The 22,502-nt window shown below is 37.9% G+C and carries 22 protein-coding genes; 14 read left to right on the top strand and 8 right to left on the bottom strand.

Annotated features, from left to right (window positions below; all coding sequences use genetic code 11):
* Positions 1-123: 123 nt before the first annotated feature.
* The 4 genes from J0M37_03745 to rffA are packed head-to-tail and all read left to right on the top strand — an operon-like array spanning position 124 to position 4,079.
* On the top strand, positions 124-1,200 hold the full coding sequence (locus tag J0M37_03745; GenBank protein ID MBN8584183.1) for a DegT/DnrJ/EryC1/StrS family aminotransferase: 1,077 nt from the start codon (positions 124-126) through the stop codon (positions 1,198-1,200).
* Entirely contained in the window at positions 1,200-1,898 is a 699-nt protein-coding gene (locus J0M37_03740; protein MBN8584182.1) for a NeuD/PglB/VioB family sugar acetyltransferase, read from the top strand. Before J0M37_03745 ends, J0M37_03740 begins: the two co-directional genes overlap by 1 nt.
* Before the next feature lie 29 nt (positions 1,899-1,927).
* The gene (locus tag J0M37_03735; protein ID MBN8584181.1) at positions 1,928-2,884 is read left to right on the top strand and encodes a glycosyltransferase; all 957 of its coding nucleotides are present in this window, start codon (positions 1,928-1,930) and stop codon (positions 2,882-2,884) included.
* A 58-nt stretch (positions 2,885-2,942) separates the two neighbouring features.
* Complete coding sequence (gene rffA, locus J0M37_03730) at positions 2,943-4,079, top strand: dTDP-4-amino-4,6-dideoxygalactose transaminase (GenBank protein ID MBN8584180.1); 1,137 nt, start codon at positions 2,943-2,945, stop codon at positions 4,077-4,079.
* 81 nt (positions 4,080-4,160) lie between these two features.
* Here rffA and J0M37_03725 read toward each other — a convergent pair whose 3' ends face one another.
* The gene (locus tag J0M37_03725; protein MBN8584179.1) at positions 4,161-5,144 is read right to left on the bottom strand and encodes a hypothetical protein; all 984 of its coding nucleotides are present in this window, start codon (positions 5,142-5,144) and stop codon (positions 4,161-4,163) included.
* 200 nt (positions 5,145-5,344) lie between these two features.
* On the opposite strand from J0M37_03725, the gene J0M37_03720 reads away from it, so the two are divergent.
* The 6 genes from J0M37_03720 to J0M37_03695 are packed head-to-tail and all read left to right on the top strand — an operon-like array spanning position 5,345 to position 10,819.
* Complete coding sequence (locus tag J0M37_03720) at positions 5,345-6,601, top strand: glycosyltransferase family 4 protein (protein MBN8584178.1); 1,257 nt, start codon at positions 5,345-5,347, stop codon at positions 6,599-6,601.
* A complete protein-coding gene (locus J0M37_03715; GenBank protein MBN8584177.1) occupies positions 6,573-7,538 on the top strand; it encodes a glycosyltransferase family 2 protein in 966 nt (321 codons plus the stop codon). The genes J0M37_03720 and J0M37_03715 overlap by 29 nt, the downstream gene beginning before the upstream one ends.
* A gap of 11 nt (positions 7,539-7,549) precedes the next feature.
* Positions 7,550-9,136: a glycosyltransferase family 39 protein gene (locus J0M37_03710; protein MBN8584176.1), complete on the top strand. Its 1,587-nt coding sequence runs from the start codon at positions 7,550-7,552 to the stop codon at positions 9,134-9,136.
* A complete protein-coding gene (locus J0M37_03705; GenBank protein MBN8584175.1) occupies positions 9,136-9,660 on the top strand; it encodes a cupin domain-containing protein in 525 nt (174 codons plus the stop codon). The genes J0M37_03710 and J0M37_03705 overlap by 1 nt, the downstream gene beginning before the upstream one ends.
* Positions 9,657-10,265, top strand: coding sequence for a hypothetical protein (locus tag J0M37_03700; protein MBN8584174.1), 609 nt, complete (start codon positions 9,657-9,659; stop codon positions 10,263-10,265). Before J0M37_03705 ends, J0M37_03700 begins: the two co-directional genes overlap by 4 nt.
* 35 nt (positions 10,266-10,300) lie before the next feature.
* On the top strand, positions 10,301-10,819 hold the full coding sequence (locus J0M37_03695) for a cytochrome P460 family protein (GenBank protein ID MBN8584173.1): 519 nt from the start codon (positions 10,301-10,303) through the stop codon (positions 10,817-10,819).
* Positions 10,820-10,825: 6 nt separating this feature from the next.
* Here J0M37_03695 and J0M37_03690 read toward each other — a convergent pair whose 3' ends face one another.
* On the bottom strand, positions 10,826-11,908 hold the full coding sequence (locus J0M37_03690; protein ID MBN8584172.1) for a DNA alkylation repair protein: 1,083 nt from the start codon (positions 11,906-11,908) through the stop codon (positions 10,826-10,828).
* A 102-nt stretch (positions 11,909-12,010) separates the two neighbouring features.
* Here J0M37_03690 and J0M37_03685 point away from each other — a divergent pair, with 102 nt between their 5' ends.
* Complete coding sequence (locus tag J0M37_03685; protein ID MBN8584171.1) at positions 12,011-12,955, top strand: hypothetical protein; 945 nt, start codon at positions 12,011-12,013, stop codon at positions 12,953-12,955.
* Between the two features lie 68 nt (positions 12,956-13,023).
* On the opposite strand, the gene J0M37_03680 is transcribed toward J0M37_03685, so the two are convergent.
* From J0M37_03680 to J0M37_03655, 6 genes are all read right to left on the bottom strand, one after another.
* Entirely contained in the window at positions 13,024-13,710 is a 687-nt protein-coding gene (locus tag J0M37_03680; GenBank protein ID MBN8584170.1) for an alpha/beta hydrolase, read from the bottom strand.
* A gap of 5 nt (positions 13,711-13,715) precedes the next feature.
* Complete coding sequence (locus J0M37_03675) at positions 13,716-14,810, bottom strand: glycosyltransferase (GenBank protein ID MBN8584169.1); 1,095 nt, start codon at positions 14,808-14,810, stop codon at positions 13,716-13,718.
* A gap of 16 nt (positions 14,811-14,826) precedes the next feature.
* The gene (locus J0M37_03670) at positions 14,827-15,867 is read right to left on the bottom strand and encodes a hypothetical protein (GenBank protein MBN8584168.1); all 1,041 of its coding nucleotides are present in this window, start codon (positions 15,865-15,867) and stop codon (positions 14,827-14,829) included.
* A gap of 20 nt (positions 15,868-15,887) precedes the next feature.
* Positions 15,888-16,631 carry a class I SAM-dependent methyltransferase gene (locus J0M37_03665; GenBank protein MBN8584167.1) on the bottom strand — a complete coding sequence of 248 codons (744 nt, stop codon included), beginning with the start codon at positions 16,629-16,631 and terminating at the stop codon, positions 15,888-15,890.
* Positions 16,632-16,650: 19 nt separating this feature from the next.
* The gene (locus J0M37_03660) at positions 16,651-17,709 is read right to left on the bottom strand and encodes a hypothetical protein (GenBank protein ID MBN8584166.1); all 1,059 of its coding nucleotides are present in this window, start codon (positions 17,707-17,709) and stop codon (positions 16,651-16,653) included.
* Positions 17,710-17,829: 120 nt separating this feature from the next.
* Entirely contained in the window at positions 17,830-18,792 is a 963-nt protein-coding gene (locus J0M37_03655) for a DegT/DnrJ/EryC1/StrS family aminotransferase (GenBank protein ID MBN8584165.1), read from the bottom strand.
* 298 nt (positions 18,793-19,090) lie between these two features.
* Here J0M37_03655 and J0M37_03650 point away from each other — a divergent pair, with 298 nt between their 5' ends.
* The 3 genes from J0M37_03650 to J0M37_03640 are packed head-to-tail and all read left to right on the top strand — an operon-like array spanning position 19,091 to position 22,480.
* Positions 19,091-20,914, top strand: a complete 1,824-nt coding sequence (locus tag J0M37_03650; GenBank protein MBN8584164.1) for an AlwI family type II restriction endonuclease — start codon at positions 19,091-19,093, stop codon at positions 20,912-20,914.
* Complete coding sequence (locus J0M37_03645) at positions 20,904-21,689, top strand: site-specific DNA-methyltransferase (GenBank protein MBN8584163.1); 786 nt, start codon at positions 20,904-20,906, stop codon at positions 21,687-21,689. The genes J0M37_03650 and J0M37_03645 overlap by 11 nt, the downstream gene beginning before the upstream one ends.
* A complete protein-coding gene (locus tag J0M37_03640; protein MBN8584162.1) occupies positions 21,686-22,480 on the top strand; it encodes a site-specific DNA-methyltransferase in 795 nt (264 codons plus the stop codon). The genes J0M37_03645 and J0M37_03640 overlap by 4 nt, the downstream gene beginning before the upstream one ends.
* The last annotated feature ends 22 nt before the right edge of the window (positions 22,481-22,502 follow it).

Here is a 22,502-nt window from a genome sequence, read left to right as displayed (position 1 = left end):
CTTTTCTCAAAGAACAAATTCCTGTTTTAAACGCTTTATTTTGGTTATATTTCCCAAATTTAACAGCATTTTATTGATAAATTTCAGGAATTACATTTTGAGCATCTTACCGGAAAGTTCATTATGAAGGAACCGCTTTATGTTACACGGTCATTTCTTCCTCCGCTGAGCGAATATACTCAGCTTCTCAAAGATATCTGGAAGACCGGTGTACTTACCAATGACGGCAAATATCTTAAGCTGCTCGAAAAGAACTTAAGAAAGCTTTCCCGCTGCAAACACGCTCTATGCATTAATAACGGTACCATTGCACTTCAGGCAGCAATTAAAGCTTTGAATATTTCCGGGGAAATTATAACTACTCCGTTTTCATTCATTGCAACTACTTCATCAATAATATGGGAAGGATGCAAACCTGTTTATGCTGATATAGATCCGGGTACTTTGAATATCGATCCCGCACAGATCGAAAAGAAAATTACACGCAGAACCAGGGCAATAATGGCAGTACATGTTTACGGCAATCCCTGTGATACAGACGCAATAAATAAAATAGCCCGTAAACACGGCTTAAAGGTAATATACGATGCTTCTCATGCTATCGGTATTAATTATAAAGGCAAGCCTCTTTTTGCATACGGAGATATTTCCACAACGAGCTTTCATGCAACCAAAATTATTAATACTGCAGAAGGCGGAGCTGTTTTCACTAATAATGATAATATTGCCAGGGAGCTTGGCTTTAAAAGGAATTTCGGGTACAGTAATTATAAAATACTTTCACTCGGAATTAACGGTAAAATGAGCGAGCTTAATGCCGCACTTGGTGTTGCTGGATTTAAGTATTTAAAATATAATCTAAAAAAACGCAAGGCGGCATTTTTACTTTACCGGAAATATCTTAAAAATAATTACAGGATCTCATACCAGGAATTTAATGCTGAACAAAACTATGCGTACTTTCCGGTGATCTTCAAAAATAACGCATTACGCAGCAAGGCGGTTAAAATGCTTAATAAAGCCAACATTTATCCCCGTGAGTATTTCAGTCCCAGCCTCGAAATGGTATTTGGCAATAAAGTTACATGCCCCGTTGCATATGATATATCTCACAGGGTGTTATGCCTTCCGCTTTCTGTTCATATTACACCGGTTCAAATTAAAGAAGTAACATCAATTGTAAACACTGCCTGCAGCTGATGAACAAAATCAATACAGCTAAAAAGATAGTTATGATGGGAGCCGGCGCTTTTGCCAGGGAAACTCTTTGGGCGGTTAATGAAATTAAGGACGGTTTTGGAAATTATACTGTAACGGGGTTTTTGGATGATGATGAAGCCAAGCGCGGAAAACCGGTTCTTCAGGGTTCCGAAGGAAAGGTAACACGTGAGCTTAAAATTTTAGGCAGCCTTGATCATATCATTAAATCAGGTTTCAGTGATTTTGATTTTATTCTGCCTGCAATTGGCACCACGGAAGCCAAAAAGAGCTTTACTCAAAGGATGCTTGAGTTCGGCTGCTTGCTTCCCGGACCCGTAATTCACCGTTCGGTTGAAATTGGACATGATAATGTTTTTGGAGACGGGACAATAATTTTCGCAAACAGTTCGGTAACCGTAAACTCTCACTTGGGCAGGCAGGTGAATGTTAACCCGCACTGCACCATAGCTCATGATGTAATAATTGAAGATTTCTGCAATCTCTCACCCGGTGTAAATATCACCGGCGGCGTTCACCTTGAAGAAGGTGTTAATATAGGAACCGGTGCTGTTGTTTTGCCGCGTGTTAAGATAGGAAAGTGGTCTGTTATTGGCGCAGGTGCCGTTGTAAAGGAAGATATTCCGGAATTTTCTGTTGCCGTTGGTATCCCGGCAAAAGTAATTAAACGCAGAAACTAAATAAAATTGGAAAATAATCTGAACATAATATGACCGGGCAGGAACAAAACAAAGAAATTTCGTGCTCTATTGTCATTCCCGTTTTCTGCAATGAGCTGAATGTAGAGCCAACCTTCAATAAAATTAATGAGGTTGTTATTAAGAAAAATCCGCATTTAAGCTTTGAGGTGATCTTTGTTGATGACGGCTCATATGATAACTCCCTGGAAAAGCTTGTTGAACTGAAAAATAAACATGAAGGGCTTATCAAAATCATTAAATTTACCCGCAACTTCGGACAGGTAAATGCGATTTATGCCGGGTATTCAAAGGCTAAAGGAAAGTGTATTGTTAATATTTCAGCTGACCTTCAGGATTCACCCGAGCTTATAAATGAAATGTTCAAATATCATTACGAAGAGAACTACCCTATCGTGATATGCACCCGTTCAGACCGTGATGAATCATTCGCAAGGCGCACCACTTCTAAAATATTTTATGCTGCCATGCGCAAGCTCAGCTTTTCAAATATGCCGGCAGGCGGTTTCGATTTCCTGCTGATTGACCAGAAAGTTAAAAGCCTGCTTCTCAGCAACATGGAAGCCAATGCATTCTGGCAGGGGCAAATTCTGTGGACCGGTTACAGGGTCAAGTTCATACCCTATACCCGCCAAAAACGCGAGCTTGGCGAATCAAAATGGACCTTTTCAAAAAAGCTAAAATATCTTATTGATGGCGTGCTTGGTTATTCCTTCCTGCCAATTAGGCTGATGTCGATTCTTGGACTGCTTATTTCATTCTCGGGATTCATATATTCCATCTTCATAGTAATAGCTAAAATTACCGGGAATGTCCCGTTCCAGGGCTGGGCGCCGCTTATGATCTTAGTATTACTGCTCTCCGGGTTCCAAATGCTTATGCTTGGAGTTATCGGTGAGTATCTTTGGCGTACCCTTGATGAGGTAAGAAGAAGACAGGCATATGTTATTGAAAGCTTTTATGATTGAACAGAAAATACTTAAATTACCAACTGTAGAAATATATAACTCACCTGGATTATTTTAAATGATAAAGATCCCGTTTAACAAACCCTTCATTGCAGGTAATGAAATTGAATACATTAAAGAAGCCGTTAGCTCAGGAAAAATTTCCGGTGACGGAATGTTTTCAAAAAAGTGCCAGCAGTTCTTTGAAAAGAATTACGGCTTTAAAAAAACTCTTTTAACAACTTCCTGCACCGATGCTCTTGAAATGGCATCCCTGCTTTGTGAAATAAACCCCGGCGATGAGGTAATACTTCCTTCGTATACATTTGTTTCCACGGCAAACGCGTTTGCCTTAAGAGGCGCGAAGCTGGTTTTTGCCGATTCAATTGAAAATATCCCCAACATTAATCCCACAGAAATAGAAAAGCTCATCTCTCCCGCAACCAAAGCTGTTGTTACCGTTCATTACGGCGGTATAGCCTGTATGATGGATGAGATCATGGCAATAGCAAAGAAAAATAATGTTAATATAATTGAAGATGCCGCACAGGCAGTTGATTCGTTTTATAAAGGAAAGCCATTGGGCTCGATCGGTGAGCTTGGCGCGTTTTCATTCCATGAAACTAAGAATATTATCTGCGGAGAAGGCGGAATGATAGCAGTAAACCGGGATGATATGATAAAACGCGCTGAGATAATTCGTGAAAAAGGAACGAACCGCGCCGCCTTTTTCAGGGCAGAAGTGGAAGAATATAACTGGGTTGATATCGGATCTTCTTTTCTTCCTTCTGAAATTCTTGCTGCCTATTTATGGGGCCAGCTTGAACATCTTGCCGAGATCCAGGAAAAAAGGCTGCTGCTTTGGAATACGTACTACGAAAGATTAAAACCGCTCAATGATAAGGGTTTTATAACGCTTCCTGTTATTCCGGATTATGCAACTAATAACGCGCATATCTTTTATTTTCTTACCCGCGATCTTGAAGAGCGGCAAAAGCTTGCTGAATATCTTAAGGATAACGGTGTTATTGCGGTATTTCACTATCTGTCACTTCACCGTTCACCGTATTACTCAAAAAAACACGGTAAAAGAAAGCTGCCAAATGCAGATAAATATTCAGATACTCTTTTGCGGCTGCCGCTGTTCTTTGAAATGAACCTGGATATGGTTGAAACTGTTGTTACTTTTATAGAAAAATTCTATTCAGGCAAATAATTAATATTCATAATTAAACAACAAAGCCATTTACCCCTCCGGGATAAATGGCTTTTTGATTTACTTTCATATATAGCTGTTTTACCTTGTAACCCTTAACAGAATATCGGGAATATTCTGTCTTTGTGTGAACATGTTATCATGCCTGTTGCAGTTTAACCCGCTGATGATAATGTTCTGGTAATAGAGCTTAAGAACAAATGGCGGCAGAGAGCCTGACCTGAACTCCGGTTCAAGCGTAACAAATGCTTCATGATTGCCGTCTAGTATGTTCGAAATATTACCGCAACCGTTTCTTATCCAGTCCTGCCCGGGTTTGCTGTAAGCTGTGCCAAGTGTATCTGCGCAAGCGCCCGCACCGTCTGAATCAAAATTATTGGGATCGTAGAATATACCTGTTGAAAATAATTCACCTGTAGATTTATTTCTAACATACCCGTGATATTGCCAGCCCATCCCGGGATTTAATGCGCTACCGTTTGGCCACGAAAGAACTCCATCCTGGTCACAGAACCATAATCCTTTCCCGCAGTCTCCTGCTGTTCCTGTCGGTGCGTTCACAATATAAAAAACGCTGTTAGGACCAAGAGCTGCCGTCATAGGGCTGCCGATAGCTGCTGTATCTGTTATCAGCAATCTTGCAGTCACTGAATCAGGGTGAACTGTGATCGGGCCAGCGGCAATTCTTGTAATGCCCGGCTGTGTTACTACACCCATATCAATACTTATAACTGCATATATAGCTCTTGCAAGATCTAATGTATCGTTCGCGTTAACCTGCAGGGTCATTGGATTGCCGGAAGGATCAACAAGCTGTCCGCTTGTCAACACATTGAACCTGCCGAGGTTTGAAAACCTTGGATTGCCAAGTGTATCGGTCAATAATATAAAGAGATTGTAATATCCGTCGTTAACTGGATCAAGCTGCGGAAGCTTTATGCTCTGTGTGAACTTTACCTGTCCTGCTGTTTCCTGTTTTGGAATTTGCCCGGAATCATCACAACCGTAATATAAAACGCTACCTGCTATAACCAAAACCGCTAAAACATAAGATAATATTTTCATTGCATTTTTATTAATTTGAACTATAAATCTAAAAACCATTCATTTTATCTGCAAGTCGATTTTAATACCCCTAAAACGTGAGTTTTTTCAAAATTAATCAAATATTCTGCTTTTTTACTGTTAATAAATCTGCTGGTAAACTATATTTGAACTTATTATGCCAAAAAATTCTATAAATATTAATTTGTCAGGTTGTTAAGTTGAGCGAACTGATCCCAAAAACTGCATTTGTAATTCTGCCATCAGGCGCTTTTGGCGGCGCTGAAAAGCGTTTTACCAACCTGTTCATTAATTTACAGAATCAGTATCCGGGAAATTTCTGCTACATCATAAATCCGCTTATGATGAAGCATCTAAACCGTGTTTTTCCGGATCTTGCGGATAACAACATTAAAATTATAACTACTGCAGCAAATGAAATCATAGAAGATTCAAACGGATCAATGCCCGGAAAATATAATGATATTATTCCGGATCCTTATGAAACAGACAAAGCCGCAACAGCCGCAAGAAAATATTACTGGTATTACAAAAACAAAATCAGGCAGAAAAAAATATTCAGAGAGATTGAAGCCATAAGAAAAAAAGAAGATATAAAAGTATTTGTCGGGATCTTTGCGGGCGGCCTGCCCCTGGTTTTTTATAAAGAAAATAATATCCCCGGTGTTAAAATTATTTTTTCAGATATGGACAGCTGGTTCAGCGATGTGATTAAAGATACTAAAAAGCTTTGGTACAGGAAATATTATTCATTTAATCATATTCTTCAAATTGCCGATAAAGTGGATTTCCTGAGCCCCTATATAGCCGATGGCGTAAAAAAGCTGGGGGTAAATATTCCCCCGGAAAAAATATCAATTGCTCCATGTTCATTTATTGACTACAGCAAATGTTCTATAGGTGATAAAACCAGAATGGAAATAGCATTCGCATCAAGACTTGAACCGGATAAAAACCCGATGCTGTATCTTGAAGCTGCCCGTGAAGTGTTGAAGGAATTTCCCGCAGTAAAGTTTCATTTGCTGGGCGAAGGCTCGTTGGTGAATGAAATTAATGATTACATTGCTGTAAACAATCTCAAAGATAACATTAATTTTGAGTTTCATAACAATCCCCCTGAGATATTCAGCCGCACATCAATATTTGTAACGCTGCAATCAGGCACTAACTATCCGTCTCAAAGTGTCCTTGAAGCTATGGCATGCGGCAACGCTGTAATTGCTTCCCGAAGAGGAGATACGGAGCTGTTTATAAATGAAAATAACGGAATGATGGTTGAATTAACCGCCGATTCAGTTGTAAATGCGCTAAGAACTCTTATTTCAGACCCGGCTAAAACCAAAGAGCTTGGAAAAAATGCCGCAAAGTTTGCTGTTGAAAATCATACACTGGAAAAAGTGTCTGATTATTATACCACATTGATAAAAAATGTTTATGAAGGCGGGTTCATTGGCTAAGCTTGCTGTTATTCTGGTAATGTACCGCCAAAAGCAGAACCTGGAATTGCTTTATAGCTCTCTTGCCGGGCAATCTTTTAAAGATTTTAAAATATATTTTGTAGATAATAATCCCGATAGTTCAGACTCAGGGTTTTCAGCACAGCTTAATGAGCAGTTTAAACTGGATATCGAATATATCTCTGCCGGCAGAAACACCGGCTTTGCAGGCGGCAATAACCTTGGCGCTGAAAAAGCTATTTCAGCAGGATGTGAATATATTTTCTTTCTGAATAATGATACTATAATAGAAAGTACCTGTATAGAGCAGCTTCTTACATCTCTTGAAAATGAGCCCCGGGCTGCTGCAGCTTCGCCTATAATTTTTTTCTGGGAAGGAGATACGGTAAAAAAGCGGGTTCAGGAATTTGGTTCAAGCGCTGATTTTAATTCATACACAATAAAAAAACATTTCGAAGGCTCTGATTATTCCCTCTCATCTCAAAACATCCCGGATTCAGCAAAGGCTGATGTTCTTCCCGGCGCAGCTATGATGGTAAAGACTGATGTTCTTAAACGAACCGGTTTGTGGGAAGAAAGCTATTTTGCTTACGGCGATGAAATTGATCTTGCCCGGCGGATAAAAGAAGCCGGTTATATTTGCCTCGTAAACAAAAACGCCGTTATATGGCATAATCATAAATGGAACAAAGAAAATAAACAGGGCTATTACTTTGAATACTACCTTATTCAAAGAAATAAATATTTGTATTTTCGCAAATATCGTTTATTTATAAGTTTGATCTTATCGTATTTAAAAGATAGCCTGCTATTCCCGTGGCGGCTCGTGTGGTTCATAAAAGTTTGTGATCTTAAGCTTGGCTGGTATTATATCAAAGGTACTTACGCCGGTCTGCTGGGACATAAAGGCAAGCCGAATCTGTATTTTGTAAAATAAAAATTTTATTAATGGATAATATTAAAAGACCGTTTTTATTTCCTAAGCTGCTTGGCAGCGGTGATTTTAAATTGCATTCCGAAAAGCTTTCCGGGATGCAAATAGGGATATTTGCTGCTGCCGTAATAATTTCTGTTGCGGTTAAAATATATCTCATACCATTCAACATGATGGATATGGGTGATTCCGCAACGCGCGTATGGAATGCGCTCTGGTGGGCACAAAAACCGTTTTTTGTGCTGCCTGAATCGGGTCACCCGCTTTGGTTCTATTTTATGGGTCCGATAATTAAGATTACCGGTGAATTTTTCTATACATCAGCCTTTACAATGATTGCTGTTATGACCATTGCGTGCATTTATGTTTTTAAAATGACGCTTGCCCTGACAGATTTCAAAACGGCATTGCTGGCCTTCATAATATCTTCACTCAATCCTGTTATCTTCAGGCTTAACTTTGAACCATATGCACAGCAGACCTTTCTGGCGGCCGCATGTATTATGATATATTATTTTATTAAAGCTCTCGCATCAGAAAAAAGTGTGAAATATTTTGTTATCGCCGGAATTTTTTCTTTCATAGCGCTGGCATCAAGGCCCGAGGCTATCTTTGTTATTGTTCCTTTCTGTGTACTCGCATTTTTAACCCGGCGTAACGGCTGCTGTTACTATATAGGGCTTTCACTGCTTTTCCAGGTAATATGGATCGTTATAAGCTACGTTTTATACGGAGAGCCTTTTAAAACCATTAATGCTGCAGATCAGTATACCGATACAGTTAATATACAGGGCTTAAGCCTGGGGCTCAGGGCAAAAGGATTTTTCCTCCCCTATTATTTTCTTGCACTCGGATTAACGATAATTCTCTTCTGGTATTTTATCAAGGGCATTATCTTTTTTTACAGGGGATATCCAAAAGTTTTCCTTATAGCTTTATTAATTCCTGTACTGGCTCCGGCACTGGTTAACGGTCTCGCAGGTGCAAAATCAACAATTTATCATACCACGCATTACCTGTACCTTATGTTCTTTATAGCGCCCGTAATTGCTGCAGCGGGTCTAAACACAGATCTTTCAAAAATGCGCTCAGGCTTCCTTCAGGCTGCAGTCGCTTCTGTGGTAATACTTTCATGCATACCGCTATCATATGTTAAGGAATGGGTACCCGAAAAATACAACAAGCTTTTTCCCAAGGTCATCGAGTTTCTTGTAACTTCCGATGAGCCGGAAGAATCATGGAAGCTCATTTATGTAATAGATCATTATATCGATAAATACCCCGCGCTTATGTTCGATGCTGACGATAATGCATCAAGTATATTTTATGTTCCTTATAGAACTAAGCTTGCTCCGCCGGAAAAAATCCTGATAAGCAGCTACAATGTACCCGTTGATAAAGAGGGGCTTACCGGTGAGATAAAATCTTTTATGAAAAAAAATCCGCGCGGCCTCATAATGTACCGTAAGAATCCAAACACTCTTATGAACCGCATCTTTAGCGAGCTTACAGCTAAAAGGCCGTATGTAAGGAACGATATTACCCTGCTGATGGAAACAGAAAAATGGATAGTTCTAACTTATGAACCGGTCGATCTTTAATGGCGAATCCCGGTGATGTTATTATTAATACTATAACTAAAGAGACCATTACGTTTACAAAAACTGCTTCTGTGACAGAGGGAAAATTACTTGAGTTCCGGCTGGAGCTGGCACCCGGAAGCACTGTTCCAATGAAACATGTACACACCCTTCAGGATGAAATTTTTGAGGTTATACATGGGAAAGTAAACGTAGAGATCGGTGAAACAGGATATGTAATAAATCCCGGGGAAAAAGTACTAATGGATAAGGGCAAACCACACCGCTGGTGGAACAATAATGATGAAGCATCCGTATTAACCGTAAGTTTCGTTCCGGCGCTAAATACAGAAGATTTTTTTGTGGAAATGTTCAGCCTGGCTTCAATAGGCAGATCAAAACCAAATGGTGCGCCGACTTTTTTACAGGCCGCACGAATGTGCGGAAAATATAATATTTATCACCCTGTGATTCCGGTTTCTATTCAGAAATTTGTATCAATTCTTTTTAACATACTTACTAAAGGAGTAAGAACTGGCAAATGAAAAAAAGTTCAGTTAAGCATAGTACTTATATTCTGATAGTTATTTGGGGTTTAGTTGTAGTTCCCGCAATATTATGCTTAATACTAATATCAAAACCTGTTGAAGTAAATAACTTTGTCGGTCCAGTTGAACTTAATCCGTACCCTGATGGTCTCGATTGGCTTCGCAGGCTGCTCATTTACCCGGGTCTTTTGTTAACAGTAGCAGCATTGATAATATTCCTGAGATCTGCCGCAGATAAAAACTCTACTGCTGCAGATAAAATATTGAACTACTTTATTCTTTTGGCGGTAATTTGTACAGGATGGGTTTGTACTCCTTACTGGGCAAACGGGCTCCAGTTTGTATTTAAAGCCGGTACTTCTTCTATGTATGACCCGAAATCATTGCTTCCATATACTGATATTGGCATTGCGTGGAGCATCGGGGTAATGGCGTTCTTCCTTTTAGCGTTCATTTTAATTTTAGCTCCCGTTTTCCTGGCAGTAATTGATTCTGTTAAAAACGGTTTTGATAAAAAATATATTTACGCTTTTGGATTTTATTTACTTATCTTTGCGGCTTTCCGTTTAACGCCGTATTTTGGCTATTGGTTTATGGATTAATAAAATCATTTTATAACAATTTTAATTAATATTACATGAATAAAAGAAGGCTTATACAAACCATATCTTTTGTTTTTATTGCGTTCGCAATTACTGGATACATCTTCCTGTTTGCGCCTAAAAAAACTGCTGATGATGAAAGCTTGTATAAATGGATAAGCTCTGAAAAAGAATATTACTATTACAAACACTCACCGGATATTCTGCCAACAAGCGAAGAAACTGAACGCGCACATGATAATTTTATGCGTGTAAAATTTAACAATAAAGCAGCCTCTGTTCTTAATTCAGACGGACACCTGCCCAAAGGCATTATGTTTCCGGATTCATCTGTTATAATAAAGGAAATCTACTCAGAAAAGACGGGCAAAGCTGAAATTCTTGCTGTTATGGTTAAGCTAAAAGGCGCTGCAAATACAAATAAAGACTGGCTTTGGGCGGAATATTCGCCAACAGGTGAAGTTGAATACAGTGTAAGTAAAAACGGCAAAGTTTGTGTTTCTTGTCACAAATCTACTTATGATAATGTAAGGATATTTGAAATTTATAAATAAGATTACTCAGGTTATATAAAAAACTTTTTCTTCAGTTTTTTTACCGTTAACAATTAATGAAATCTTATGCTTTCCGCTAAAATGTTTTCTTGTTGTAAGATTTTTAAATGAGTGTTTCCTCTTAAAGCTGCATACCTTACCCTTTTCTACCCTGGCTTCAGTGATCTTGAATATCTTTTTGCTTGTTTTTCCCGTTGAAGTAATAAAATCAATGGAATATTCAAGCCTCATATTTTCATTTAAAGGATTAACAGGTTTAATATCAAATGAAAACTCTAAACTGCAGCCGACCGGTACTTTAATTCCGCTAAGCTTAAATCTTTCTATTTCTATACCTTCTGCCCCATACCAGCCAAACATTTTTAATGCCTCCGGATTCCCCTTCTTTAACAGCCCCCTTAAGCCGTGTTTAACTATCCAGTCTGTCTTTTTGTTTTTGCCGTACCAGCGGACCGCAGTGTTAAGTGCAGTCTGAGGATTATCTTTTGATATATCATTCAGATTGTTGGCAACACTCTTTCTTACATATTCAGAATCATCTTCCTTCAGAATTTCAAGGATTTTCAATACCTGCGCGGGGTCGCGCTTGAAAACAGGCAGTGCTATTGCCCAGGGAAGCCTTGGGCGGCAGCCTTCAGATGCGAGCCTTCTTACATGGTGATTTTTATCCCGAGCCCACTTCTGCATTTCAGGCATCAGCATTTCGGGATATTTAATGATAAAGGGTCTTACTGCAAATTCACTGCTGCCGTATTTCGTGAAAAGCTTCAGTGCGGGAACAGATGTTTTTGGATCATTTAAGCCAAACTGCTGTGCATAATCCGGAAATATCATAGAAAGAAATCCGTTAAAATGCGGTACGGCTTTTTTTAAGATCGAAATATTTTTCCTGTAATCACCCGGCAGCGTTTTATGCAGGCACAGTGCTATATGGCTCATTCTTTGTTTCAGCTCACGGCTTTCCCATTCCTTATCAAAAACCAATTTTAAAAATTGTTTTGTGTCGAATGCCGGATAGATATCTTTAAACACCCTTGAGAATTTCTCCAGGTAGGGTTTGCTATACATATTTTTTAATGGTTCTGCCATTTTCAAACTGTTATAAATTATTAACTAACAATTAAAATTTTACATTACTAAATTTGCTGTCACAATAAAAAAGTAAGTTAATTTTAAATAAAGTTATATTTAATGAATAAAATTTTATCTGTAATTCTGTTATTAATATCTCTTACAGTTATTACACGTTCAGCAGATGATACCTGCAAAGTCGGTATTTATTTCAATTCACTTACCGATTTCAATATCAGCGATCAGAGTTTTTCGGCTGATTTCTGGATGTGGTTCAATTATAAAAATGACAGCCTTCAGTTCAATGATGCCCTCGAAGTTACAAATTCTAAATCTTCATCTTTTTCCAACTACGCAAAGATGAAAAAGGAAGGCATAAACTGGGATATGATGAAGTTCAACGCTGTTGTTTTTAAGGAGTGGGATGTATCAGCCTTCCCGTTTGATAAACAAAAACTGACCCTCCATATTGATCACACTATTTATGATACTAAAAGGCTCGCTTTCATTACAGATGAGGGTAATTCAGCAATTGATTCAAACCTTGTGCTCAGCAACTGGAAAATTGATTCGCTGGCATTTTACGTAAATAACCAGACCTATAATACTACTTTCGGCGACCCCGTTATCAAGGGTTCCAGCACATATCCTTCGGTAACTGCTGATATATACCTTACCCGCGAAAATTCCTGGAATACGCTGTTTAAAATGCTTACAGGTGTATATGTTGCGTTTTCAATTGTGCTGCTGGCGTTTTTTGTGAAACCCAGCGATAGGCTTGGTCTTTGCGTAGGGGGACTTTTTGCCGCAGTAGGTAATAAGTACATTATCGAATCCGCTGTACCTTCCACTGTCTCAAATACACTGTTTGATAATATTCATAACATTACATTTATTGCAATATTTGTTATTCTCGTTGTAGCGGTTATTTCTTTTAAATGGAATGAAACCGAAAAACCGGAATATATCACAAGAGCTAAAAAGCTTGACCGCATAAGCTTTTATTCTGTAGTTGCTGCGTATGTACTTATCAATACAGTTTTAATAATGCGCGCAGCGGGTTAGCGGTAAAGCGCTGTCACAACTTTCACCTAAGATTTAAAAGGAACAAAGTTGTGTAAAAGTGAAATCGATCATTTAAAAAATCTCATTATTTCATTTGTAAGTTTTTCTGTATCAATCTGCTCAATAGGGTGTGGCGTTTCAGCTAATACAGTTAAGCTTGCATTCGGCAAAGCTCTGTAAGCAGCAATGGTTTCTTCAAGTGTTACCATTTTATCCCTGTCGCCTATCCCAACCAGTACTTCATTTTTCACCTCGCCAAGCAGCTCATGTGTTAGCATATTATTGCTGCCTAAAGCCATCATCATTTCAGCGGTTTTCGTGAGTACATTAATCCAGATACCCTGACCGTGACGTAAGGAAAGCTCTTCTGCGAACTTTGGTACTTTTTGTTTTATCTTTTCAGCATCAAACATTTTAACTTCACGTTCGGCAGTTTCCGGTGTCCACTCAAACTTTGTGGCAAGCGTGAATATTTTCCCAATTTTCCCGGGATTCTTAAGCGCTGCATACAATGCGGCGTAGCCGCCCATGCTGTAGCCGAAAATATCTGTTCCGGCTATATTATTATTATCAATATATCTTATGATATCACCTGCGAACATTTCCATAGAAAACGGTTCTGCGGGTATTTCACCGCCGCCATGCCCGCTGAAATTTAAAGTGTGTACTTTATATATCCCGCTTAAAGAAGCTTTAAGTGGTTCCATCTGCTGCGATGATCCTAATGCGCCGTGCAGTAACAATAGATTTTTCATCAAGGTTATTTAGTTAACAGGTTATTGTAAATTTCTTTAAGCTTAAGGTAGTTTTTATCCCAGTCAGCACGGGCTGCTGATATTTCTATATTTTTTCTTCCGTGTGTATTAACAAGCTCCCTGTTAATATAATACTCCTCTAGCGCGGTTTTTATCTCTGCCGAACTGCCTTTTTTTACCATCAGGCCGTTCTCACTGTTTACCCATTCTTTAATTGCGGGAACATCTGTTACGATCATCCCGGTTCCGCAAGCCATAGCTTCCAGCAGTGAAAGTGAGGTACCGTCGCTCAGCGAAGGTGATACATATACATCTGCCGCATTGAGAAAATCCGGAAGCTCATGGTTAGGAACTCTCCCTATTAACTGCACTTTTTCATCAAGCCCTTTTTCTGTGATATACCTTAAAACATCATTTTTGCCGCTGCCGTCAGAAAGCATAAGCATCATAACCTCTTCTTTGCCTGAAGAAAAATCCCTGTATGCATCCAGCAGGTAATTCACCCCGTAAACCGGTTCAAAATACCTGTTGAAAAGGACTATGAATTTATTCTCATCAAGGTTCAGCTTTCTTCTTGCCTGGGTTTTATCTGATTTGCGGAACTGGTTCAGATCTATTCCCCATGGAAAAACCGATATCTTTTCTGCCGGCTGGCTGTAATCTGTCATAATTTTCTTTTTTACAAACTCGGCATCGCACTGCACATGGTCACAGGTTTCCATCACCTTTTTAACAAGCCGCCTGCGGAAATAACTTTTATCCGGTTCTGTAAGTATATCAGAACCCCACGGCATAGAAAGGTGCGGATGGAAACCTGAGTTCGCGGCAAGTATGCCCACCTGCCATACATAACCTGAGTGAATTATATCCGGTTTAAGTTCCTTTACAACTTTTTTAAAATGTGAGCGCTCACTTATTAGGGGCATGCTGCGGAAAGCCGGCTTCTTGGAGATGATCTCCAGGTTTCCAATCCTGTCGATCTCGTCAATTATTTCTCCGGCCGCATAATGCAGAAAAAGTACTTCGTAATCTTCGGCAAGCTTTTTTAAGAACCTGTAATCATGTATCCCGCCGTTTGAACTTACGTAAAGAATTTTCATTTTTTATCCCGGCCTGTTATTTTCCCTGTTTTTCAAAAAGCCTCTCGACCGGCTTTAAAAAAGAATTATCAAACGAGCTGAGAAATAAAAGCGTAAGTATCAGCACAAATGGAATGATGGTAACATAATTTCTTATCTCTTCGATGCTGAAATTTATAAGTACTGAAATTACATACGGTATTATAACAAGATTAACATACAGCAGCGGTCCGCGGTATCTTTTCCATGCGCCTGAAAGGAAAAACATTATCACAAATAAATGCAGCCCGCCGAAATTGAAAAATACATCTCTAAGTATGATATGCATGGGCAGTATATGCAGTATTTCAAGGTTGCGCGGCAGATTATAAATTATAAAATACCCCGCAGTACTGGGGAAATATGCATCCATAACCCTGTATATACATATATACATAATGCTCATTACCGCAGTATAAATGATCGTTTTAAGCCTGAACAGGCTGTGGTAATTGTAGAGCAAAAATGCAATTATGAGGTATCCAACTGAAGGGTGGTTAAGCACACCAAGAAAAAATACCAGCAGCAGCAGGTTATATTTTTCAGCTGCTATGCAGTAAAATCCGAGTATAATTATAAGCAGGATACTGAAATCCATATAAAAGAACTGCCCATTCATTATTACCAGGTTCCACAGCATTGGATATATGATAATGGAAGCCAGCCAGCAGTTCATAGCTCTTCCTTTAAAATACTGGCCCAGCAGAAGGTAAAATGAAAATAATATAAGGTAACATAGCATTATTGTGATAATGAAAAAAAGCGCTTTATCCGGAATTGTTTTAACCAGAAATATGACGCTTTGCGCCGCTTTAAATATCAGCGGGATAAGTATCCTGAACTGCACCGGCTTAAGCGCTTCCCCGTTGAGCACGGCATAAATGCCTCCGCTTGATTCAGGTGAATAAAAATCAGCCCTTGTTATAAACTTATGGTAATACACATAACATAAGGTGAATGATATCATTAAATAATACAGGTGAATTAAAACAGAAGGGTAGTTGTCGTTCGGAAATTTTTTATTTAAGTATTTTATCAATATTTACCCTCAGCAGATATTTATTTTTTCCCGGTTACATAATGCTGCGCACCCACGGGAAGCCACCCCAGGAATGCTTCAATTCCTCTGAAGAACTTTGCTTTAAAGGGGAAAAATACGATATAAGAATCATCGAACACTTTTAATCCGGCTGATCTAAAAAGGCTTTTTATCTTTCCGTGGTTCAGCAGAACAGCGTCTCGGTCAAACTCACACCTTGCAACCGCCAGCCTTGTTAAGGGATTCAGCGGGTTATGTTCAAACACTGCGGCTATGCCGCCGGGTTTTAAAACCCGGTGCATTTCCCGCGAAAAATTTTCCCACATTCCGGGCGGCACATGATGCATTACGTTGATGGCAAAACAAAGGTCAAATGAATTATCATCAAACGGCAGTTTCGCGCCGTCATATAACCTGTAATTTACTTCGGGATTGTTGAACTTAGCTTTTTCCACCACTCCCTCTTCCACATCAACGCCGTATAGATCTTTTATTTCGTTTTTCAGATAGCGGTCAACAAGCCCAACCCCGCTGCCTATATCAAGTACTTTTACTTTTGAGAGGTCGCCGAAATTCTTTTTTGCAAGCTTAAGCAAGAGCTCCGCTTTAATTTCAATAAAAAAATCCACATCCTGCCCTATGAACCCTATAGAGTCATCAATTTCTGACCTGTAGGTCTCTACGTAATCATCAAAGCTCACCTGGCTTTCGCCGCCTGTTTGTTTCTTTTGTTCCTGCTGTGTATTTTTTAATTCTGTGTTCAAATATTATTGGTGAAATTATTCAATTTATGTTTTTCTGCGGCAATTCCCGCGGAATTAATCCCGAAAACCTGAAATTGCTTAAAAATATCAAAAATAAAACAGTTATCATAGGAATAAGTTCCGTATAAACCCTTACTTCGGTAATGTAAGTTATGTAAATACCGAACAGGTAATAAGGAACAATCGCAAGGTTCATAAATACTTTTCTTCTGTCCGGATATTTTTTCCATAAACCGGTTACAAAAAGTAAAATCACAAAAATATACAGTCCCCCGAAGTTCAGCGCAAGATTTTTAAGCAAAGTGGTGTTGCTGAAAAGCTCATTTACTATCCTGATGTTCTCATAATATCCTACTTCAAAGCTATCCCCCGGGTTTAAGCGGAAAATATATCCAAGAAGTAGTTTGTAGCCTATAAATATCACCCCGAGTATAAACGTGTTAACTATTATTTTTTTTGTGAACAGATTTTTATAGTTAAAGAACATATAAGCGAATATCAGGTAACCGGCAGTTTCTTTATTTATAACGGCAATAACAAAAAAAATAAAAAAAGCCGTAGTATTTTGATTCAATATATAATAAAGACCAACGGTAAAAAATAATATCGCGGTAAAATCATAATACTGGAAAGACTGGTTCAGTATTATATAATTAAAAAGGATCGGGTATAGTATCACAGGCGCAACCCACAGCAGATATTTTTTATTCTTAAAATACCCGCATAACAATTTGTAGAACACAACCTGTATCAATAACACCGCGGCAACATTCCACGCATTATAAAGATATTTACCGTAAACAGCATGCAGCGGCCTGAAAAAATCAAAGATAAGCGGCATTAATAGCCTGAACTGGTACGGTTTAGCAGTATTAAAGGAAGCAACAGCATTCAGGCTGTTTGGCGCATTCCAGTCTGCTGTGGCAACAATTTTTTTATGATACAGGTAACATATTACGATTGATAGCACAAGATACAATCCTAAATATCCATAAGGTATCTTGTTTGATTCACCGCGCTCATACCCGGAAAAATCAACGCTGTTAGGAGTATAATCGTAATATTGAGATGGATTCATTTATTATTCTATAACCGCGCCTGCCTGCCGAGACGGCAGATCAAACAGGAAAGCAGGCAAAAAATTTCAATTTTCAACTTCTTCTCCCTCCCCTTCGGGGAGGGTTGGGGTGGGGTCGCTCTACGGATTATAATATATCGGCACGCACCAGTGATTTCCCGCTATCCAGTCACTGTTTGGAAGCTCAACATTATGCTTCAATATATGGTGGCATTGTTCTTCATAAACTTTGCCGGTTGATTTTTCTATCGGGTCAAAAACTATATATTTGTAATACCCTGAGATCATCCCTTCAGGAAGCTTAAGCCTGTTTGGATGAGATGTATGCAGAGTTTCCGCATAATTATTTTTGAAATCCACGATCTCCTGCAGACGCTCAGTTTCAAACGCGCCTATTGCCGCCTGGAATTCCGTGATCCTGTAATTCAGTCCCTTTACTTTATAATCGAACTTTCCGTAATTGCGGTATTTTTTAGCATGTTCAATAACACCCTTATGTTTTGATACCAGCATTCCGCCTTCACCGGTAGAAATTGTCTTGGTAGCGTAGAATGAATAAAATCCCGCATCTCCCCACATTCCCGGCTTTTTACAATTAAATGATGCACCGTGCGCATGGGCGCAGTCTTCAAGCAGAACAATATTATTAGCTTTGCAGTACTCTGCGATCTTTTCAATTTCAAATGTCAAATGACCGCCAATGTGCACAACCCATATTGCCGCAGGTTTATACAGCTCAGCTTTTTTTACCATATCATCATAGCTCATGCACAGGTCAAACTTATTGCAGTCAACAAACTGAACCTCGGCTCCCGCCTGCAGTGTTGCCAGGGGAGTTGCCATAAATGTGTTGCTTGGACACAGTACTGTTTTACCCTTGAGGTTATAAAAATCCAGAGCTGCAAGCGCGGCGCCTGCCCAGCTTGAAAATGCCACTGATTCCAGCTCGTTCCACTTAGCCCAGTTGTTTTCAAACAGTTCGGTGTAATACCCTTCTGTCCATTTATTTGATTCCACGATCTTATCAAATGCTTCATGCACCTTTGGCAGATCTCTTTTATCAAAACCGATTGAAAAATTCATAATATTTGTTTTTTATCCCCCTTATATAGGGGAATGATAATTATTAAATCACTTTAATCCTAAATTGTTCTTAATCACATTCCATCGTCAATCATCAATCGGGATATTTTCAGATTAAAATCTATTATCTTTCGGTCTTTGCTCCCCTCTCCCTTTGGGAGAGGGGCTGGGGGGTGAGGGTCTAAACATCTCTTTTATCAAAACCGATTGAAAAATTCATAGATATATAGATGTATGTATGAATTGCATTTATACTTCAAATTTAATTAATTAATATTAAGAAATAATCCTAAAAATTATGGCACGAATTTGGCTTATTGAGGTAGCAGTCAGAAACCCCTATAGGATAAGAGATTTTTTAAAAACATTAAACGAAATTGAAGGTGAGGACTGGAATGATGAAACTCAAGCAAAACTTCAAATTTTATTATTAAAAAATAAATATTATGGTTACGGAATTACACAATTTTACAATAACCTCTCAACTGAACAAATTGACTTGATCAACTCAAATATCGATCTGAGTTATGAGCAGGCTAAAGACATAATGTTGAGTAAAAATTATGTTGGTGGTTTGGCTATGCGTGGCCGACTATCATTTAATCCTTTAGAGAAAATGGGACTTGCTTACATAGACAATGCTGGAAAGATTAGAGTTACTCAAACAGGAAACAATTTCTTACAGGAAAATTTCGACATTTCGAAAATATTTTTTAAAAGTTTTTTGAAGTGGCAGTTGCCAAATCCAGATATGAGAGATTTTAGTGAAGAAGATGGTTATTCTATTAAACCGTTTGTTGGCACTTTACATTTAATACATAAAGTGAATTCCATTTGTAGAGAACGGGGTCTAGCCACAAAAGGAATTTCACGATTAGAGTTTAAGTTATTTGCATTGACCCTAATAAACTATAATGATATACAAGAACATGCTGAAAATTTAGTTTCATTCAGAGAAATTTATGAGGCTTTAAATACACCTACAGAGAAAGCCGATTACGTTGAGAGATATATATCTGATAATTTAACAGAATACACAAATTTGAGAAATGCTGAAGACTATATGGATAACGCTATTAGGTTTTTTAGACTAACCTCCTACTTTTATATCAGGGGCAATGGATGGTATATTGATATTGAACCCAGAAGATTAATAGAAATTACGCGATTACTTGAATCTGATAATGCTGCTGCTTTAAATTTTGAAAGTAAGGAAGACTATATAGAGTACATTGGGAATTTTGATTTACCAATATTGCCTTGGGAAAGAATTGAAGATCTAAAAAACATCATAGAGGGTCTATTTGCAGAAATTAAAAATTACAGAGGGCGTTTATCTGCCACCGGTATAACATTACCAAATTTTGTAGAATTTGAATATGAAAATTTTACAACAGGGGAATATCTCGAAGCAATTGAAACATTAAGGAACTTTCGTAGAACATTAAATGAGCTTGAAATAAAGTTTAACGCAAAAGAAGTTGAAAACATAAGAGAATACATACGGAAATTGAATGGGATTAGAGATTTGCCGAATAGAACCGTAATGCTTGAAAAATATGTTACAATGGCTCTAAACTCTCTAAATGATGCTATAAAAATTAAACCAAATTATCCGGTAGGCGACGACAACGAACCAACTTTTACTGCACCCGGGAACAAGCCAGATATTGAATGTTTTTATAATTCATTTAATACAATTTGTGAGGTTACCTTGTTAACAAATCGCGCACAGTGGATTAATGAGGGGCAGCCAGTGATGCGACATTTAAGAAATTTTGAAGATGACAATATTGATAAACAAGCATATTGTTTGTTTGTTGCCCCTTCGCTACACAGAGATACAATAAATACCTTCTGGATATCGATTAAGTATGAATATGAAGGACGCAAGCAAAAAATTGTACCTCTACGTATTAATGATTTAATTCTCTTATTGGAATATCTAATAAAAATGAAAGAAGCTAGAATTTCATTCTATCATTCTGACTTATCAGGTCTATTTGATAATATTTTAAGCAAAGTTGATGTTACGGGTGATTCAGAAACATGGGTACGTGAAATACCTAACTACATAGTAAACTGGGCAGAAAACAAACTAAAAAGACAAAATGCTAATTAACCACATATATGTAAAAGACTGTATTGAAGCACTTGAAAATGATATTGATAATGACTCTATCCATTTAATATATGCAGACCCGCCATACAATATTTCGGGATATGGTATAAATTTACTAAAAAATAAAACAGGTGGTGCTTATTATAAAATTAACGAAACTTGGGACACTTGGCTGCCCGATGATTATACCATTTTTACGGCGAAATGGATGTTTTTATCCCAAAAAGTACTTAGGGATAATGGCAGTTTGTATATTTCTTGTACACAACATAATATTGGCGAAATAATCAATATAGCTAAAAAATTGAATCTAAAGCTCAATAATATAATTACTTGGTATAAGACTAATTCCATGCCAAATATTACCAAAAGAACATTTACGCACGCTACTGAATTCGTATGTTGGTTTGTAAAGGGTAAAAATTGGATTTTCAATTATGAAGATGTAAAAAAGTTTAATCCCCATAAAACTAAAGAGGGCAAAGATAAACAACTTCGTGACTTTTTAGATTTCATAGAAATACCTATTTTGCAAGGTAAAGAGAGGCTTAAAGGTTTGAGCGGTAGAGCAGCCCATCCTACTCAAAAACCAGAAAAATTAATAGAGCTAATTGTACTTGCCTCTAGCAATAAGGATGAGGTTGTTTTAGACCCTTTTTTTGGTACAGGAACAACAGGATTTGTTGCTCAGAAAATGCAGAGAAATTGGATTGGGATAGAAAACAATGTTGAATACGCAAAATTAGCAAAAAAAAGATTATTTAAAAACGAATGAAATTAACAAATAAAGTTAAACTTTCCTTAGGCAATTCTTTAGAACTGCTGAAGGAACTTAAGTCTGGTAGCATTGATATGATTTTTGCAGATCCTCCTTACAATCTATCTGGAGAAAACTTTATAACTGTAAAAAACGGAAAACCCGTAAAATGCGATAAAGGGTCTTGGGATAAAATATTAGATTTAGATAAGTTTAATGAAGAATGGATAACGGAATGTAAACGAGTATTATCAGATTCAGGTACTATTTGGATTAGCGGTACATTACATAACCATCCCTCTGTTGGTGTAATTTTGAAAAAACTAGGTTTTTGGTTAATTAATGATGTTATTTGGTATAAGAAGAACGGACCTCCATTATTATCGCAAAATAGATTCGCACCTTGTTCTGAATTGATATGGGTTGCTAGCAAATCAAAGAAATATTTTTTTGATTATGATATGGCAAAAAAAATCAATTTGGGTAAACAAATGAAGAACGTATGGGAAGTAAATGCTCAACGTCACAAAACGATACATCCTGCGGAAAAACCAGAAGTATTATTAGAGAGAATCGTTCTAATCGGCTCAAAAGAAAACGATACAATTCTTGATCCTTTTATGGGTTCGGGTACAACCGGTGTAGTTTGCAAAAGATTCAAGAGAAATTTTGTGGGTTTTGAGATTGATCCAATTTATTTTGAAATTGCAGAAAATCGTATTTTACAAAAACGGTCGAACGTTAAAGAAGATGATGGGTCAGAAGTTTCTCAGGTAAAGATTGAATTTAAATATCAAGCTATTGCTTAATAGATTATTTCATTTATCCAAT

The sequence above is a fragment of the Ignavibacteria bacterium genome (assembly GCA_017303675.1).
GTDB lineage: Bacteria > Bacteroidota > Ignavibacteria > Tepidaquicellales > OLB5 > OLB5.
Note: the sequence above shows the minus strand (reverse complement) of the source record. Positions and strands in the feature narration are given on the sequence as shown.